The 17,070-nt window shown below is 41.3% G+C and carries 16 protein-coding genes; 9 read left to right on the top strand and 7 right to left on the bottom strand.

The genetic code is table 11. The annotated features are described in order from the left end of the window. Positions 1 to 108: 108 nt before the first annotated feature. Together lpxM and rfaD are read right to left on the bottom strand one after the other, a co-directional pair. Entirely contained in the window at positions 109 to 1,062 is a 954-nt protein-coding gene (gene lpxM / locus ACED45_RS10745) for a lauroyl-Kdo(2)-lipid IV(A) myristoyltransferase (RefSeq protein WP_371713997.1), read from the bottom strand. A 134-nt stretch (positions 1,063 to 1,196) separates the two neighbouring features. Then, a complete protein-coding gene (rfaD, locus tag ACED45_RS10740; protein ID WP_371713996.1) occupies positions 1,197 to 2,138 on the bottom strand; it encodes an ADP-glyceromanno-heptose 6-epimerase in 942 nt (313 codons plus the stop codon). Between the two features lie 151 nt (positions 2,139 to 2,289). Here rfaD and ACED45_RS10735 point away from each other — a divergent pair, with 151 nt between their 5' ends. Both ACED45_RS10735 and ACED45_RS10730 read left to right on the top strand, forming a co-directional pair. Further along, positions 2,290 to 3,453 carry a nucleotide sugar dehydrogenase gene (locus tag ACED45_RS10735; RefSeq protein ID WP_371713995.1) on the top strand — a complete coding sequence of 388 codons (1,164 nt, stop codon included), beginning with the start codon at positions 2,290 to 2,292 and terminating at the stop codon, positions 3,451 to 3,453. 108 nt (positions 3,454 to 3,561) lie between these two features. Beyond that, on the top strand, positions 3,562 to 4,200 hold the full coding sequence (locus ACED45_RS10730) for a TetR/AcrR family transcriptional regulator (protein WP_371713994.1): 639 nt from the start codon (positions 3,562 to 3,564) through the stop codon (positions 4,198 to 4,200). A 176-nt stretch (positions 4,201 to 4,376) separates the two neighbouring features. Here the strand turns inward: ACED45_RS10730 and ACED45_RS10725 are convergent, their stop codons facing one another. From ACED45_RS10725 to ACED45_RS10705, 5 genes are all read right to left on the bottom strand, one after another. After that, positions 4,377 to 5,528, bottom strand: coding sequence for a murein hydrolase activator EnvC family protein (locus tag ACED45_RS10725; RefSeq protein ID WP_371713993.1), 1,152 nt, complete (start codon positions 5,526 to 5,528; stop codon positions 4,377 to 4,379). Positions 5,529 to 5,590: 62 nt separating this feature from the next. Then, entirely contained in the window at positions 5,591 to 6,412 is an 822-nt protein-coding gene (cysE, locus tag ACED45_RS10720; RefSeq protein WP_009847961.1) for a serine O-acetyltransferase, read from the bottom strand. Between the two features lie 47 nt (positions 6,413 to 6,459). Next, positions 6,460 to 7,524 (bottom strand): NAD(P)H-dependent glycerol-3-phosphate dehydrogenase, encoded by a 1,065-nt coding sequence (gene gpsA, locus ACED45_RS10715; RefSeq protein ID WP_371713991.1) that lies wholly within the window; start codon positions 7,522 to 7,524, stop codon positions 6,460 to 6,462. Between the two features lie 178 nt (positions 7,525 to 7,702). After that, entirely contained in the window at positions 7,703 to 8,170 is a 468-nt protein-coding gene (gene secB, locus ACED45_RS10710; RefSeq protein WP_009847959.1) for a protein-export chaperone SecB, read from the bottom strand. A gap of 106 nt (positions 8,171 to 8,276) precedes the next feature. Beyond that, a complete protein-coding gene (locus ACED45_RS10705; protein WP_048612491.1) occupies positions 8,277 to 8,711 on the bottom strand; it encodes a rhodanese-like domain-containing protein in 435 nt (144 codons plus the stop codon). A gap of 313 nt (positions 8,712 to 9,024) precedes the next feature. Between ACED45_RS10705 and manA the strand changes: the two genes are divergently transcribed. The 7 genes from manA to ACED45_RS10670 all read left to right on the top strand — a co-directional run. Next, a complete protein-coding gene (gene manA / locus ACED45_RS10700; protein WP_371713990.1) occupies positions 9,025 to 10,227 on the top strand; it encodes a mannose-6-phosphate isomerase, class I in 1,203 nt (400 codons plus the stop codon). 126 nt (positions 10,228 to 10,353) lie between these two features. Then, positions 10,354 to 11,754 carry a mannose-1-phosphate guanylyltransferase/mannose-6-phosphate isomerase gene (locus ACED45_RS10695; protein ID WP_371713989.1) on the top strand — a complete coding sequence of 467 codons (1,401 nt, stop codon included), beginning with the start codon at positions 10,354 to 10,356 and terminating at the stop codon, positions 11,752 to 11,754. After that, positions 11,754 to 13,136 (top strand): phosphomannomutase CpsG, encoded by a 1,383-nt coding sequence (cpsG, locus tag ACED45_RS10690; RefSeq protein ID WP_371713988.1) that lies wholly within the window; start codon positions 11,754 to 11,756, stop codon positions 13,134 to 13,136. The genes ACED45_RS10695 and cpsG overlap by 1 nt, the downstream gene beginning before the upstream one ends. Before the next feature lie 65 nt (positions 13,137 to 13,201). Next, positions 13,202 to 13,996, top strand: a complete 795-nt coding sequence (locus ACED45_RS10685) for an ABC transporter permease (protein WP_371713987.1) — start codon at positions 13,202 to 13,204, stop codon at positions 13,994 to 13,996. Beyond that, positions 13,993 to 15,225, top strand: a complete 1,233-nt coding sequence (locus ACED45_RS10680; RefSeq protein ID WP_371713986.1) for an ABC transporter ATP-binding protein — start codon at positions 13,993 to 13,995, stop codon at positions 15,223 to 15,225. The genes ACED45_RS10685 and ACED45_RS10680 overlap by 4 nt, the downstream gene beginning before the upstream one ends. After that, positions 15,222 to 16,241 (top strand): class I SAM-dependent methyltransferase, encoded by a 1,020-nt coding sequence (locus tag ACED45_RS10675; RefSeq protein ID WP_371713985.1) that lies wholly within the window; start codon positions 15,222 to 15,224, stop codon positions 16,239 to 16,241. The genes ACED45_RS10680 and ACED45_RS10675 overlap by 4 nt, the downstream gene beginning before the upstream one ends. A 21-nt stretch (positions 16,242 to 16,262) precedes the next feature. Beyond that, the coding region (locus tag ACED45_RS10670) for an FkbM family methyltransferase (protein ID WP_371713984.1) at positions 16,263 to 17,070 on the top strand (808 nt) is incomplete at its 3' end.

Genomic DNA, 17,070 nt, shown 5'->3' with positions numbered 1-17,070 from the left:
ATGATCAAAGCGACCAAGATTTTATCGCCATTTTGGATGATAAAAAGGCCACTGACAGCCCAATAAATTGGCAGTAAGTGTATAAGTTGTATTATTTTTCGAAACATATTACTTGTAAGGATTCATACTAGTTTCAGGACGGGTCTTAAGCAGTCTTAAGATCCACATATATTGCTCTGGGTTTTTGCTCACGTAATTTTCAATACATTGGTTCATCATACGTGCGTCCTCTTCTTCGCTTCCTGTTGGGAAGGGTAGAGCAGGGTAGAAGTCCAAGGCGTATTGGCCTGTACTGCTATCGTATTGAGCAAACAAGGGCACAATTTTAGCTTTACTTAGTTTTGATAGGCGACCAAGGCCTGAGATAGTTGCTTTTTGAGTCGCGAAAAAGTCAACGAAGACACTGTGCTCACGGCCAAGATCTTCATCAGGGAGGTAGTAACCCAGGTACCCATCACGTACCGACTTGATGAAAGGTTTGATACCACCGCTGCGATCATAAACACGACCGCCGTATTGCACGCGCTGTCGGTGCATTAGCCAGTCACTGAGTTTGTTTTTTTGTGCTTTCGCCATCGCAGATACAGGTAAATTGCGTGAAGCTAATAATACCGCTGGGATATCGATAGCCCATGTGTGTGGCACCAGCAAGATCACATTCTCGCCACTGTCTATAATATCGGTTAGGTTGCTTAGGCCGTTTATCGCAGTGTTATTCTCTAGCCAAGTTTTACTCTTGAGTGTCAGTGAAGCAAATCCCATCAAAAATGAGATGGAAGTAACGTATGACTGATAGAGAGTTTCTTCGCGCTCTTCGATTGATTGCTCAGGGAAACACATCTCAAGGTTCACTCGAGCCCGGCGGTTAGCCTTATTCTTAATTTTTACAGCTTGCTTAGCCATAAACTTAGCTAATGCTAAACGAATGCTATTAGGTAAGAAGCAGACTAAAGACGATAACAAAACAGCAATCCAAGTTCCCCAGTATTTAGGTGCTAGAAAACCCCATTCAAACTCAGGATTGTAAGCTTTTGGATCAAAATCATTGCGTTGTGTGGTCATTCATTCACTACATTATTTAAATCAGAGAGTTAACTTAATATCGGTCACTCTGGGAATGATTATATTCGTTAGACATTCCCAATAATACACGCTAAAAGTAGGGTGTATTATTGGTCCTAATCTGAAATATAACGTTAAGCGTTTACGATCTTCATGTACTCAGCAACGCCATCGGCTACTGCTTTAAACTCGATATCGCAACCTGTACCGCGAAGCTTCGTTAGGTCTGCTTGAGTGAATTCTTGGTAAGCACCTTTTAAATGCTCAGGGAAAGGAATCGTTTCGATTTCGCCTTTACCATGGTGCTTGATAACTGCCTTGGCGACTTCTTCAAACGACTCAGCATTGCCAGTACCTAGATTAAAGAGGCCAGATACCCCATTTTCTAAGAACCACAAGTTTACAGCCGCAACATCACCTACATACACAAAATCACGCTTAAAGGTTTCGCTACCTGCGAACAATTTCGGGTTTTCACCGGAATTCATTTGGTTGTTTAGGTGGAAAGCGACAGAGGCCATGCTGCCTTTGTGTTGCTCGCGTGGACCATAAACATTGAAGTAACGAAACCCTACGATTTGCGAAAGCTTTTCGTTGTGTGCTGCTGCATCCGCGGTTAAGCGGCGAACGTAGTTATCAAATTGTTGTTTTGAATAGCCGTAGACATTCAATGCACCTTCGTACTCTCGTTCTTCAATGAAAGTGTCGGTTTCACCGTAAGTTGCAGCTGAAGAGGCATACAAGAAAGGAATTTCACGTTCAACACAGTAATGAAGTAGCTCTTTTGAGTATTCATAGTTGTTGAGCATCATGTATTTGCCATCCCACTCAGTGGTAGCAGAGCATGCTCCTTCATGGAAAACAGCTTCAATATGACCAAAATCATCACCGGCCATGACTTGAGTTAGGAAGTCATCACGATCCATGTAATCCGTGATGTCTAGGTCTACAAGGTTCTTAAATTTCTTACCATCTTTTAAGTTGTCGACGACTAGAATATCGTTGTGGCCCGCTTCATTAAGCGCCTTAATAATATTGCTGCCAATCATGCCAGCACCACCAGTTACGATAATCATAATTTCTAACTCTTTTGAATACAAAACTGTCACGAGTATAGCAAGGAATGGATAAAGCGGGCTAGTGGAATAATTCCCCAACCAGAGTATGATACGGCAAGCTAAGTTATAAATTATGTTGAGTTAATTACTCAAAACTATAGGTATTATCATGAAGATTGCAGTAGCCGGTACTGGGTATGTGGGTCTATCAAACGCAATGCTGTTAGCACAACATCATGAAGTAGTCGCGGTAGATATCATCGATGAAAAAGTGACAATGCTGAATAATAAGCAGTCACCGATTGTAGATAATGAGATTGAGCACTTTCTATCAAATAAGGCGCTGAATTTCAGGGCGACAACAGATAAAGCGGCTTACAAAGATGCTGAGTTTGTCATCATTGCTACACCAACCGATTATGATCCAAAAAATAATTACTTTGATACCAGCTCTGTAGAATCGGTCATTAAAGACGTCATGGATATCAATCCAAATGCTGTTATGGTGATCAAATCAACGGTCCCTGTTGGTTATACTGAGCGTGTTAAGCAAGAGCTGAACTGTGAAAACGTTATGTTCTCACCGGAGTTTTTGCGCGAAGGCAAAGCCCTGTACGATAACCTACACCCATCACGTATTATCGTTGGTGAATGTTCTGAACGCGCTAAAGTGTTTGCGAATCTTCTTGTGGAAGGTGCGGAAAAAGAAAACATCGACGTACTGTTTACTCACTCAACGGAAGCAGAAGCAGTAAAGTTATTCTCAAATACTTATCTAGCGATGCGAGTTTCTTATTTCAATGAGCTTGATTCTTACGCGGAAGCGCATGGCTTGGATTCTCGTCAGATCATCGAAGGTGTTGGCTTAGACCCTCGAATTGGCAATCATTACAACAACCCTTCATTTGGTTACGGTGGTTACTGCTTACCAAAAGACACCAAGCAACTATTAGCAAACTATCAAGATGTACCAAACAACATTGTGGGTGCGATTGTTGATGCAAACCGTACCCGCAAAGATTTTATTGCGGATTCAATTATTAAGCGCTCGCCTAAAATTGTCGGTATTTATCGTTTGATCATGAAGGCGGGCTCTGACAATTTCCGTGCTTCTTCCATCCAAGGGATCATGAAGCGTTTAAAAGCCAAAGGCATCGAAGTCGTCGTGTTTGAACCGGTATTGAAAGAAGAGCACTTCTTTAACTCGAAAGTCTATTCTGATCTTGCTGAGTTCAAAGCGGTGTCCGATGTGATTGTTTCTAATCGAATGGTAGAAGAGATCGCAGACGTTGCAGATAAGGTGTACACACGAGATCTGTTTGGCAGTGATTGATTCGGCTCTATTTTAGCTAATGCTAATTAGACCAGATGTTAACAGCTCGATCTATCCGTTTAGTGGCGATATACTGAACCCCTAAACGGATAGGGATACTAATAACTAATGAAAACACGTGACAAGATTGTTTACGCTGCTCTAGAGCTTTTTAATGAGCACGGTGAGCGTAGTATTACGACCAATCATATTGCTGAGCATATCGAGATTAGCCCTGGTAACCTCTACTACCATTTCCGCAACAAGCAAGAAATTGTCCGTGACATCTTTACTCTCTATTCGACAGAGTTACTTGAAAGGTTCACACCGATTCAAGGCCAACAAGAAAGCCTGACGTTACTAAAGACTTACTTAGATTCTATCTTCACTTTGATGTGGAAGTACCGATTTTTCTACGCAAACCTCCCTGAAGTTTTGTCTCGTGATGAGCAGCTTCACCTCGATTACATGGCTGTGCAAGAAAGGTTGCAAACTAACCTTGTCGATATTATGAGAGCTTTTGTTGAGTTGAACTTGTTGAAAGCGACAGACTCAGAGATGAAGTCGATGGTGACTTCTCTTCACTTGATTGCATCGGGTTGGTTGGCTTACCAATCAGCAATGTCTCCAAAAGCGCAAATAACGGAACAGGTGGTTCATCAAGGTATGCTGCAGATGATAGCTACCGTTAAACCGATTGCGACAGCGCAAGGTTTTGAACAGCTGACATTATTAGAAGATGGTGTAAGGGCGTTGAACTCAAATTAGAAAGATACGAGTAATGAAGATCGGGAAAGAGCAGATTCGAGTAGCGAGATACGAGTAAACGAAAAACAGGGTAGAGCGACGACGAGGCTAGCGTTTTTCATGTCACGTTTTACTCTAACCTTGTATCGGCTTTTAAGCTCTTCGCATCTCGGTTGTTTGAATCCCGTATCTGCTCTTTATCGAACCAACCAACTCTTTGGATTCTGAGCTTGGCTGTTTCTACGAATTTCAAAGTACAATGATGGGCGTGTTTGGCCGCCAGTGTCACCTGCAAGCGCGATGGCTTCACCCGCTTTAACCTTGTCACCTTCTTTCTTCAGTAGTGCTTGGTTAAAGCCATAGAGCGTCATATCACCTTTACCATGATCGAGAAGAACCACTAAACCATAGCCTCGCAGATACTCGGCAAATACCACCGTACCTGAGTAAACGGATTTAACCTGCTGACCGTACTTGGCGTTGATCACCATGCCTTTCCAGTTAATTTGCCCCGTTTGACGTGAACCGTAGTTATGTAGAACTTTATCTTTGATCGGCCAAGGTAGCTTACCTTTGCGTTTGGCTAAGCCATCCATAGGGACGGCGTTACGTCTTTCTCGAGCCGCTTTTTCTGCTTTCGCTATTTCAGCTTTTAGGCGAGTTTCATTGCGCTGAAGCTCTGCTAAGTAATTTTTGTCGCCAGAAATATTCTTCTTAATACTACCGACGGTTTTCTTACGTTGTGTTTGAGTCTGAGACAACTTGTCACGCTTGGTGGTTTGTTGTTTTAACAGTGTTGCGATTTGTTCTTGTTCAAGTTGGCGTTGCTTGTGGCTTTCTTCTAACTCAAGTTGTGTTTGTTCAATTGTTTTGATTGTTGCGGAGCGAGCTTTGGCAAGGTGTTGGTAGTAATGACTGATGCGATCTTCTTCCACACCTGTGTTGAGGATGTGAGAAGAAGCTTTAGCTCGACTTGTCATGTAGTATGTCTGAATCAGTTGCTCTAATTTATCGGTATGGACTTTTTTCTGAGCCGTAAGCGCTTTAATCTTGGTGTCTAAGTTAGCAATATTTGCATTAGCCGTATTGAGCTGCTTTTTACTGTCTAGAATCGCTTTTTCAAGTGAAGCGATGGATAGCTCTTGTTTCTTGAGGCTTGCTTGTAGGCTATCGAGTTTTTTCTGTTGTGAGGACAGGTTTTTTTGTTGGCGAGATATTTCACTCGATACGCCTTTCAGTTCCCCCTGAGAGGCGGCAAATGACGATGTAGATAAAAGAGCAGCGCAAAGGCTAGCAGATACTAGAAGAGTCCGGCTAATGGCTCGAATTTGTTTCATCATTATCGTCATTTAGTTGTATTCATCTGCTCTTAATTTTTCGAATTCCGCTGAATCGAATCCCGTATCTGCTCTTAAATCCCATCACCATGGATGAAGTTTTGCGAGCGACCGTTGAACCCTTGGTCCATATCTAAAGATGGTTTATCGGTTTTTGGTTTGCCTACAATTTTTGCAGGAACCCCAGCGACTGTTGTATGAGGTGGTACGGCTTGCAAAACCACAGAGCAAGAACCAATCTTCGCGCCTTCACCCACTTCAATATTGCCAAGGATTTTAGCGCCAGCACCAATCATTACGCCTTCTCGGATCTTAGGGTGACGATCGCCACCTTCTTTCCCCGTACCACCTAAAGTAACGTCTTGAAGAATCGATACATCATTTTCAACGACAGCGGTTTCACCAATCACAATACCTGTCGCGTGGTCGAGCATGATAGCTTTACCGATACGAGCTGCCGGGTGAATATCCACTTGGCAAGCAACTGAAATTTGGTTCTGTAGGTAAGTGGCAAGCGCAATACGACCTTGCTTCCACAACCAGTTAGCCACTCGGTAACCTTGAAGAGCGTGGTAGCCTTTTAGATAAAGCAGAGGCATCGAGTACATCTCAACCGCAGGGTCTCGATTTACCGTCGCGCAAATATCACAAGCGGCCGCATCAATAATCGATTGGTCCTGCTTGAATGCTTGTTCAACCACTTCACGCACTGCCATTGCTGGCATTGATGCTGTTTTTAGCTTATTTGCTAGGATGTAGCTAAGCGCAGCGCCTAAGCTTTCGTGGTTGATAATGGTGGCATGGTAAAAACTCGCAAGCATAGGTTCTTGCTCCGACTGCTGTCGAGCTTCCTTCACAATGCATTGCCAAACTTTTTGTTGTTCACAGTGTTTCATTTTACCATCCATCTTATCTATTTTATCCCACGACTGAATACGCGATGTTATCGCTCTGACTTCTTGTCTCGTGCAAGTAGATCTTGTGCTGCTAAGTGTGCATCTTTTCCTTGATACAACACTTGATAAATTTGTTCAACGATTGGCATCTCAACGCCCATGCGTTCTGATAATAACCAAACTTCTTTGGTGTTGCGATAACCTTCAACGACTTGGCCAATTTCTTCTTGTGCGGTATCTACATCTTTGCCTGCGCCAAGTGCCAAACCAAAGCGACGGTTGCGTGATTGGTTATCAGTACAGGTTAGTACTAGGTCGCCTAATCCAGCCATGCCCATGAAGGTTTCTGGCTGGGCACCAAGTGCTGCGCCCAAGCGGCTCATTTCAGCCAAGCCGCGAGTGATGAGTGCGGTACGTGCATTGGCACCAAACCCAATACCATCCGACATGCCTGCGCCAATTGCGATAACATTTTTCACTGCGCCGCCAAGTTGCATACCAATGAAATCTGAGTTTGCATACACGCGGAATGTTTTGCCGCAGTGGATTTTTTCTTGAAGCTCTTCTAAGAAAACTTCATCTGGTGAAGCTACAGAGATAGCCGTTGGCATACCCATCGCTAACTCTTTGGCGAAGGTAGGTCCGGATAGAACCGCTAACGAGTACCCATCACCAAGCACATCGTGTGCGACATCTTTGAGTAGGCGGCCAGTTTCTGGCTCTAACCCTTTCGTTGCCCAGCAGATACGAGAGTTCGTAGTTAAGTGAGGTTTAAGGCTATTTAAAACGATACCAAACACGTGGCTAGGAACGACAACGAGAAGGTCGCGACTTGCTGTTACCGCTTTCTCAAGGTCTGACTCGATGATTAGGCTTTCTGGGAAGTCGATATTGGGCAGAAATTCATTGTTAGCACGCTCAGATTCAAGGCGACTCATGTGAACAGGGTCATGTCCCCAAAGAACAACATTGGCACCGTTACGCGCTAGAGATATCGCTAAAGATGTCCCATAAGAACCTGCGCCAATGACAGTCATGGCAATTTCTTTGCCGTAAGCGCTGTCTTTACCGTAAGCGTCTGTCGTGTTAGTCGGACGAGTTGTGTCTGTCATGCTTCCACCTAAAAATAATGAGGGAAATCGAAGAGTTCTGGAAAAGCTTTCCACTAAAGTAAGAAGAGCTTTCAATCTTAGTACAGTGTAAAGAAAAAATGCACACCGCAGAAGTTGCGATGTGCATTTAAAAGCTAACTAGCGTTTGAATCGTTAGAGTTAAGTTCTACTTTGAGACTTAAGCCTGTTCGCCTTCAGCTTGCTGAGCTTGGTTTTGTAGGTAATTCATGAACAAAGCATCAAAGTTTACTGGTGCAAGGTTCAATTGTGGGAACGTACCTTTAACTACTAGGCTAGAAATTGTTTCACGAGCGTACGGGAATAGGATGTTCGGGCAGAATGCACCTAGGCAATGAGCCAGTTGACCAGCTTCCATTTCGCTTGCAGAGAAGATGCCGCCTTGTTGAACTTCACAAAGGAATGCCGTGTCTTCTGCGTTCTTAACCGTAACCGTTAGACGTAGGATCACTTCGTAAACGCCTTCGCCAAGCTCACGGCTTTGAGTGTCTAGGTCCAGTTTTACATCTGGGTTCCACTCTTTTTGAAACATATCTGGAGAGTTTGGCGCTTCGAAAGATACGTCTTTTAGGAAGATACGTTGGATTGCGAAGTTTTGTTGTGCGTCTTGTTGTGCTGCTTCAGCCATTTTCTTGTCCTTAAAAATTTATAATTAGGTTTTGTTCGTCATATCTACCAGACAAAACCTTAAAGTCATATTCGTGTAATCAGGTCAGCCGTTTCTTGCCTTTAACCTATTTTTTACCTTTAACCAAAGGTAGGTTAGCTTCGCTCCAAGCCACTAAGCCACTTTTCAGCACGCTTACGTTTTCGAAGCCTGCTTTAACCAGTAGGTTAGCGCTTTCTTGAGCGGTTTGACCTGTCTTGCATACTACGATGATTGGGTCTGCTTTGCGGCTTTCAAGGCTACCAAAGCTATTTGCTTTGATGTCTGACGGCAAAATGTGAACTGCGTCCGTAATATGGCCCTTTTTGAACTCATCCTTAGTACGAATATCAACCACAACACCATTTTCACGGTTAATCATGTGTGTGGTTTGCGCTGCCGTGATCTCTTTGTAGGCTGCGTTTGATGTCTTGATAACGTTCGCAATGATGGCAACAACCAAGCCGATCCATACGATGGCTAAAATCATATTCTCTTGAACAAATGGAACTAACTCTTGCATATCTTGAACTCTTATTCGTTATTGGGCGAAAAATTATAGGGTAGGAGTATAGCGAGGTTTAGGGTTCGGTGTATAGGGCGATTGACAAGACTTACAAGCTGAAATTAATTCACATTGGTTGCTTATTGAGATCAATGTCAGAGGGGGAAGAAGAAGCAAAAAATTTTGCTTCCTAAAGTTACATTAGGGATAATGTTTGGAATTATAAGCCTTCATTTTTATGCGTAGTGTGATTTCGCCCCAACATCAAAGGGCGGTAGCATGCTTGTTTTTCTGAGATGGCTATCAGTTTAAAGTGTTTGGAGTTAATTAAATGTTTGATGCTGCTAAAGAAAAATGTTTTTTTGAAATGGATAATACCATTCAAAATTTTGCTTGGGGTAGTAAGTCTTCGTTCAATCAGTTATTTGATATCGATAATTTTAATAATGAGCCGCAAGCAGAAATGTGGATGGGCGCTCACCCAAATGGATGCTCGAAAGTTAAAAGTGGCGATTCTACAGTATTATTGTCTCGCTTGATTGAATCTCATAAAGAGGAATTCTTATCTGCGCAGATAAGCGAGAGATTTGGAGAGTTGCCATATTTATTTAAAATTCTTGCGGCTGAAAATGCCCTGTCTGTTCAAGTTCATCCAAGCAAAGAGGAAGCTGAGCTTGGTTTCCAGAAAGAAGAGCAAGCTGAGGTTCCTCTTTCTGCTCCTTACCGAAATTATAGAGATTCAAATCATAAGCCTGAACTTGTATATGCGCTAACTCCTTATTTGGCTATGAATGGTTTTCGAGCAGTTCCTGAGATCATTTCACTATTTTCAAATGTTGGAATCCCACAGTTAAGTGAGATGCTTGAACTCCTAAATGCTAATCCTTCTTCTGAGGGGCTTCGTGAATTTTTTGTAGGTATCCTCTCGTTGGAAGGAGAAAACAAAGTTGAAGCAGTCGACTCGTTAATCTCTAAAGTTAAAGATAATGTAACCCAAGAACTGTCTTCACTAATTTTAACCCTGTCAGAGCAGTATCCCGGTGATATTGGGTTGTTTACCCCATTAATGCTTAATGTAATTACTTTAGAGCCTGGAGAGGCAATGTATTTAGATGCCAGAACGCCTCATGCTTATCTAAAGGGAACTGCATTAGAAGTTATGGCCAATTCTGATAATGTACTTAGAGCAGGTTTAACACCTAAACATATTGATGTTCAAGAGCTTGCTAGTTGTACTCTTTTTGAAGAGAAGCCATTTGATACGCTAAAGTTAGCACCTTCAGTTAATAACGGTGTTTTAACTTACCCAATTCCAGTTCCTGATTTCAGGTTCTCGGTTTATAAAAAACCAAATAATGAGCGTATTAAACCTGAAAGTGCCGAAATTTTGCTGCCGTTGGACGCTGAATTGACGTTAACTCATGACTCTGGTGAGGTTGTGACGTTGAAAAAAGGAAAGTCAGTTTTCATACCAGCTTATGTCGATGAGTATCGTATATCTTCGAAAGGAAATGTAGCTAAAGCTCACTGTTAACCCTGCGTATAACAACCAAATGTTAAGTGGTTTGGCGCTGGTTTGAAACTATTTATTCTTGTCCCCTTGCTTTACTACAAAATAGGGGGGACCAAAGTATTGATTATAAATTAAAGAAGAAAAATTATGTTTATACCTGTCATTATGGCTGGGGGTTCTGGCTCTCGTTTATGGCCCCTGTCGCGTTCAGCGTTCCCAAAGCAATTTTTAGCGCTAGATAATCACAATTCATTAACGATGTTGCAGTCCACCTTAGATCGAATTAGTGGTATGTCGGCTTCTGAAGCAATCATTATTTCTAATGAAGACCATCGTTTTGTGGTTGCTGAGCAGCTTCGTACTTTTGGTCAGGAAGCTCGTATTATATTGGAACCTGCAGGGCGAAATACTGCTCCGGCTATTGCATTGGCTGCAATGCAAGCGATAGCGCATGGCGATGATCCTGTGATGCTAGTTTTAGCCGCTGACCATATAGTGCAAGATACGGAAGCGTTCCAAGACTCAATTCGTAAAGCTCAAGTTGTCGCTGATGCTGGTAAGTTAGCAACCTTCGGTATAGTACCAACTGCACCAGAAACGGGTTATGGCTATATTAAGCGAGGCTCTCAAGAAGGCGATTCGGCTTACGTTGTAGAGCAATTTGTTGAAAAGCCTCAATTGGAAGTCGCGGAGCAATATGTAGCAAGTGGAGAGTACTACTGGAATAGCGGATGCTTTATGTTCAAAGCGAGTGTCTTTCTAGAAGAGCTTAAGAAATACTCACCAGAAATTCATGAGTGTTGTTCAAAAGCAACGAATGGCACAACAGAAGATATGGACTTCATTCGCGTCGATAAGAGCGAGTTCTTAAAGTGCCCAGATGATTCTGTTGATTATGCTGTAATGGAACGCACCGATAAGACTGTAGTTGTTCCTATGGATGCAGGCTGGAGTGACGTTGGCTCATGGTCAGCGTTATGGGAAGTTTCAGAGAAGGATAGCTCTGGAAACGTGATTCATGGAGATGCGATAACAGAGGACACTGAAGGGTGTTATATTTACGCTCCGAATAAGCTGGTAGCTTCGGTTGGAGTAAAAGACATCGTTGTCGTTGAAACTAAAGATGCAGTCTTGGTCGCACACAAAGATAATGTTCAACAAGTGAAGAAAATTGTTGAGCATTTAAAGGCTGAAAATCGGGCTGAATTCAGAGAGCATAGAGAGGTTTATCGTCCTTGGGGTAAATCTGATGCAATTGATGGCGGTGAGCGCTACAAGGTAAATCGTATTACCGTACAGCCAGGTAAAAAACAATCACTCCAAATGCACTATCATCGAGCTGAGCACTGGGTCGTAGTTTCAGGTACCGCCAAAGTAAGTAGCAATGGCAAAGAGCAAATTATCTCTGAAAATCAATCACTCTACATTCCAGTTGGTGTAAGCCATATGGTTGAAAATCCCGGTAAAATACCACTCGAGCTTATAGAAATACAATCAGGTTCATACCTAAACGAAGACGACGTAGTACGTTTAGAGGAAAGTAAATAATGACAAAGTTAACATGCTTCAAAGCTTATGATATTCGCGGTCAACTAGGTTCAGAACTCGATAATGACATCGCGTACCGAATCGGCCGAGCTTACGGTCAGTTTTTAAAAAGTGAAAGTGTAGATGAAAAAACCATTGTTGTTGGAGGAGATGTTCGTCTTACGAGTGAAGAACTGAAACTCTCTTTAGCTAACGGTTTGATGGAGGCGGGTGTTCACGTTCTAGATATTGGCTTATCAGGTACGGAAGAAATCTATTTTGCTACCTTTCATCTAGGTGTTGATGGTGGTGTAGAGGTTACAGCTAGTCACAACCCTATGGATTACAATGGTATGAAGCTTGTTCGTGAAGGAGCAAGACCAATTAGTGGTGATACCGGGTTACGAGATATTCAAACGTTAGCGGAAAACAATGACTTCATTGACGTTCCTGTTAAAGGAACCTACAAGCAAATTAATGTTTTGAAAGAGTACACCGATCATTTGATGGGATATATTACGCCAGCTAATATCAAACCGATGAAACTGGTGATCAACTCTGGTAATGGCGCTGCAGGGCACGTGATTGATGCTCTTGAAGAGCGTTTTCAAGCACTGAATATTCCACTGGAACTTATCAAAGTTCACCATGAGGAAAACGGTAACTTCCCTAACGGTATCCCAAATCCATTATTGCCAGAATGCCGTGCAGATACAGCAAATGCCGTAAAAGAACATAAGGCTGATATGGGGATCGCCTTTGATGGTGATTTTGACCGTTGTTTCTTATTTGATGAAAATGGCGATTTTATCGAAGGCTACTATATTGTAGGTTTACTCGCAGAAGCGTTCTTACAAAAAGAAAAAGGCGCGAAAATTATTCATGATCCTCGCTTATCTTGGAACACTATTGACGTTGTCTCCAAAGCGGACGGTGTTCCTGTAATGTCGAAAACCGGTCATGCCTTTATCAAAGAGCGAATGCGTAAAGAGGATGCCATTTACGGTGGAGAGATGAGTGCGCATCACTACTTCCGTGATTTCGCATATTGTGATTCCGGTATGATTCCTTGGCTGCTAGTAACCGAGCTGTTGTCAGTTAAAAGCATGAAGCTTTCAGAAACGGTTTCAGAGCGTATCAGCGCATACCCTTCATCTGGTGAAATTAACTCCAAGCTAGATAATCCACAAGAATCAATTGCTAAGGTTTTAGAGTCATATAAGCCTGATGCTTTAGTTTTTGATGAGACGGATGGAATTAGTTTAGAGTTCGCTGATTGGCGCTTTAATTTACGTTCTTCAAATACTGAGCCGGTGGTTAGGTTGAACGTGGAATCACGTGGGAATATAGCCTTAATGGAAGAGAAAACACAATCAATTCTATCTATTTTATGTGGTAGATAAAACTACCTTTTTCCGGAGAGGGGGCTCCCTCTTCGGTGAGTCATTGAATTATAAGGTCTAACTAAATGAAAAGAGTGTTACTTCCTCTTTGGGCGTACAGGTACTTCATACTTTCTTCAATCCGTACTGAGTTTCGCTCTCGTTTTGCTCGAAGTAAACTTGGTGGTTTATGGATGGTATTGAACCCATTAGCAATGGTACTTGTCTATGCGCTGATTCTATCACAAATCATGACGGCTAAATTGCCGGAAGTCTCTACACAATACGCATATCCAATTTATATTCTTTCTGGTGTCATTGGTTGGACATTGTTTGCGGAAGTCTTGGGTCGCTGTCTTACTGTCTTTATTGATAACGGGAACCTATTGAAGAAGATGTCTTTCCCAAAGCTTGCACTTCCACTAGTTGTTGTAGGGAGTGGACTGGTTAACTTTTTTTTGATGTTCGTTACTATGTTTGCTGTATTTGGCTTTTTAGGCCACCTGCCTTTTCACGCACTTCACTGGATGCCTTTGCTTGTTCTTATCACTTTGGGGCTAGCCGTAGGTATTGGACTATTTTTTGGTGTCTTGAACGTATTTATGCGAGATGTAGGACAGGTTCTAAATGTCGTACTGCAATTTTGGTTCTGGCTTACCCCTATTGTATACATGTTATCTATCGTCCCTGAGAAGTATCATTGGTTAATGATGTTAAACCCAATGACTGGAGTCGTTATGGGCTACCACAACGTGTTGCTTTATGACAAAACTCCGGAGCTTAGCTTACTTGTATATCCGAGTGTTTTTGCTGCCATTAGCCTAGTTTTAGCAATGGTTCTGTTCAAAAAAGCGAGTGAAGAAATGGCGGATGTATTATGAGCAGCGTGTTAGAAGTTAAAAACGTTGGAAAATCATTTAAAGAATACAATTCAGAATTCCAACGAATATCATCATGGTTTGGATTAAATCCGAAACCTGTCCAAGAACATCAAATTCTTAGAAACATTAATTTCTCGTTGGCTGCCGGCGAGGCAGTTGGAATTGTTGGGCAAAACGGTGCGGGCAAAAGCACTCTTCTAAAAATGATAACAGGTACTCTAAAGCCCTCAATGGGCAGTATTCATGTCGTAGGACGGATTTCAGCGATTCTAGAGTTAGGTATGGGGTTTCACCCTGATTTGACCGGGAGACAAAATGTTTATCACTCTGCTGGTTTAATGGGATATAGCCAAGAACAAATCGATGCTGTAATCGATGAGCTAGAAGCCTTTGCTGAAATAGGGGAATATTTTGACCAACCGGTTCGTACATACTCTAGTGGTATGCAAATGCGTGTCGCTTTTGGTGTTGTCACTGCATATCGACCTGAAATCCTTATTGTAGATGAAGCGCTTTCAGTTGGAGATGCTTATTTTCAACACAAAAGCTTAAGCCGCATTAAAGAGTTTCAAGAGCAAGGAACAACACTATTGCTTGTTTCTCATGATAGAAGTGCGATTCAAGCTATTTGTGACCGAGCGATTCTTCTAGAGCAAGGGATGGTTATTAGGGACGGTAATCCTGAAGAAGTAATGGACTTTTATAATGCTCTTATAGCAGAAAAGGAAAATAGTAGGATATCGCAAGTAAAAACTGAATCAGGTCTTATTCAAACATCTTCTGGTACCGGTGAAGCTAACCTTATAGATGTTGGCTTATATAATGAAAATGACCAAAAAGTAGAATATGTATTTGTAGATCAACCAGTAACTATTAGAGTAAAAGTAAAAGCTAATGAGGATATTCCAAAGTTGGTTGTTGGCTTTATGATAAAAGATCGCTTGGGGCAAACGGTTTATGGAACTAACACACATCACCATGATAAAATTATTCATGATATCAATTCTGGGAGTTCACTAGAATATCTATTTTCATTAAATATGAAGCTAGGCCCGGGTTCATACTCGATTGCGGTTGCATTAGCAGGAGGTGAATCTCATGTTGAAAAAAACTATGAGTGGCGAGACCTTGCTGTAGTTTTTCATGTTGTTAATAATAATAAAGAAATTTTTGCCGGAAGTACTTGGTTGCAAACGGGAATAAATATTAAAGGGATAAATAAATTATGATAGTTAAAATCACTAACAGGTTCTTATCTCTATTTGATGTTGTAATACTTAGAAATAGTTCAATTAACTCTAGGTTGCATAGTTTAAATTGTCAGATTGACGAATTATCAAACTTAAAGAAAAAGTTGGAAAATGATAAAATAGAAAAATTAGAGATAAAAAAGGAAATAATAGGCTTACAAGGTGTCATTTCAAAAGCGACCCCAAACTTCGATGATGATAGAGTTCGAAAATCAGAAATAACAAGAGATCTAATAGATTTACAAGAGAAGCAAATAAAACACCGAACGTATACTAAGTGGTCTATTATCGATGCAATAAGCAGAGATGGTAATATCTCAGGCGTAAAACTTGCTTGCCCTATATGTAAGGAAGTAGCGACGTATGATAACCCCTTAGAAAGTCATTGTATTTTTGGTGGCGGTATTTTGAAACGGCATCTTTGTAAGCATTGTGGGGTGATTTTTGGGCCTCAGAAAATGTTAGAGCTATCAGATGCAGAGTTGGATGAGGAATATAAGTGGCACTATGAAGTTTACTCGGAAGGAGACTCGACTGAACAGGAAAAAAGAGCTTTTTATTCACTAAATCCCACCAAATCAGGAGTTTATTTAAACTATGGTGCTGGCGAGTGGTCTCGTTCAATTATTGAGTTAAGGGAAGAAGGATGGAATGTGTATGGCTATGAGCCACATGCAATATCTTCGAATGAACACATAATTGGAGATTTTGATTCGTTACAAAAACTAGATTTTGATGGTGTATTTTCAAACAATGTTATTGAGCACTTTAAAGATCCAGTAAAGGAGCTATTAAAAATAAAATCTCTACTTAAAAATGAAGGGCTAATGTCCCACGCAAGCCCTTGTTTTGAGTATTTGTATGAATTTACGCGTTTTCACCTTTTTTTCTATACTGGAGATTCGATGGAATATATAGCCAGAAAAACTGGTATGGAAATATATGAATTTATTGTTGATGGTGAATTTATGAATGTCGTTTTAAAACCGAATTAAAAAGAGAAGGAAACTTAAAGAATGAATTTTATTTCCTACGCTCAGAACTTTGAAGATGTCATGCTTTGGCGAGCACTTAAACATGTAGAAAATGGGTTCTATATTGATATTGGTGCAAATGATCCAACAGAACACTCTGTAACCAAGTCTATGTATGATCGTGGTTGGCGTGGTCTTAATTGTGAGCCTGTGCAATATTGGTTTGAAAAACTTGAAGAAAATCGAGTCGATGATCTTAACTTGCAGATTGCAATTGGTGCAACTAACGAAGAGCTAGAGTTTTTTGAAGTTGTAAATACAGGTCTCTCAACCTTAGATAGATCTATAGCTGAACAGCACTCAATGGAGTATGGCTTTGATCTGATTAGGTATACAGTGCCTGTCGAAAGCCTTACCTCCATTTGTAATAGAACAAATTTTGGAGAAGTTCACTTCTTAAAAATTGATGTTGAAGGAGCTGAAAAGTCAGTTTTACAAGGTATTGATTTTAAGATAATTCGACCTTGGATTGTTGTTGTTGAAGCTACAAAACCAATGTCTCAAGATGTTGACTATGAGCAATGGGAATATCTTATTACTTCAAAAGATTATCACTTCGTATACTTTGATGGGCTCAATCGTTTTTATGTCGCAAATGAACATACAGAGCTTGATTGTCACTTTGATAGACCTCCAAACGTATTTGATGGTTTTGTTCGCTATAGTGAAACAGAAGTAATTAAAGCTGAAGCCAAAGTGAGTGAAGCTGAAGTCAAAGTAAGTGAAGCTGAAGCCAAAGTAAGTGAAGCTGAAGCCAAAGTAAGTGAAGCTGAAGCCAAAGTAAGTGAAT

Origin of the sequence: Vibrio crassostreae (assembly GCF_041439375.1) — a bacterium.
GTDB lineage: Bacteria > Pseudomonadota > Gammaproteobacteria > Enterobacterales > Vibrionaceae > Vibrio > Vibrio crassostreae_D.
This window is presented reverse-complemented; position numbering and strand designations above follow the sequence as displayed.

Bases quoted from the DNA above. Each gene is read 5' to 3' on its own strand.
- ACED45_RS10680 (WP_371713986.1), top strand. From the start codon at position 13,993: ATGAGCAGCGTGTTAGAAGTTAAAAACGTTGGAAAATCATTTAAAGAA.
- manA (WP_371713990.1), top strand. From the start codon at position 9,025: ATGTTTGATGCTGCTAAAGAAAAATGTTTTTTTGAAATGGATAATACC.
- ACED45_RS10675 (WP_371713985.1), top strand. From the start codon at position 15,222: ATGATAGTTAAAATCACTAACAGGTTCTTATCTCTATTTGATGTTGTA.
- ACED45_RS10685 (WP_371713987.1), top strand. From the start codon at position 13,202: ATGAAAAGAGTGTTACTTCCTCTTTGGGCGTACAGGTACTTCATACTT.
- ACED45_RS10705 (WP_048612491.1), bottom strand. From the start codon at position 8,711: ATGCAAGAGTTAGTTCCATTTGTTCAAGAGAATATGATTTTAGCCATC.
- cysE (WP_009847961.1), bottom strand. From the start codon at position 6,412: ATGAAACACTGTGAACAACAAAAAGTTTGGCAATGCATTGTGAAGGAA.
- ACED45_RS10730 (WP_371713994.1), top strand. From the start codon at position 3,562: ATGAAAACACGTGACAAGATTGTTTACGCTGCTCTAGAGCTTTTTAAT.
- secB (WP_009847959.1), bottom strand. From the start codon at position 8,170: ATGGCTGAAGCAGCACAACAAGACGCACAACAAAACTTCGCAATCCAA.
- ACED45_RS10695 (WP_371713989.1), top strand. From the start codon at position 10,354: ATGTTTATACCTGTCATTATGGCTGGGGGTTCTGGCTCTCGTTTATGG.
- gpsA (WP_371713991.1), bottom strand. From the start codon at position 7,524: ATGACAGACACAACTCGTCCGACTAACACGACAGACGCTTACGGTAAA.
- rfaD (WP_371713996.1), bottom strand. From the start codon at position 2,138: ATGATTATCGTAACTGGTGGTGCTGGCATGATTGGCAGCAATATTATT.
- ACED45_RS10735 (WP_371713995.1), top strand. From the start codon at position 2,290: ATGAAGATTGCAGTAGCCGGTACTGGGTATGTGGGTCTATCAAACGCA.
- ACED45_RS10725 (WP_371713993.1), bottom strand. From the start codon at position 5,528: ATGACGATAATGATGAAACAAATTCGAGCCATTAGCCGGACTCTTCTA.
- lpxM (WP_371713997.1), bottom strand. From the start codon at position 1,062: ATGACCACACAACGCAATGATTTTGATCCAAAAGCTTACAATCCTGAG.
- cpsG (WP_371713988.1), top strand. From the start codon at position 11,754: ATGACAAAGTTAACATGCTTCAAAGCTTATGATATTCGCGGTCAACTA.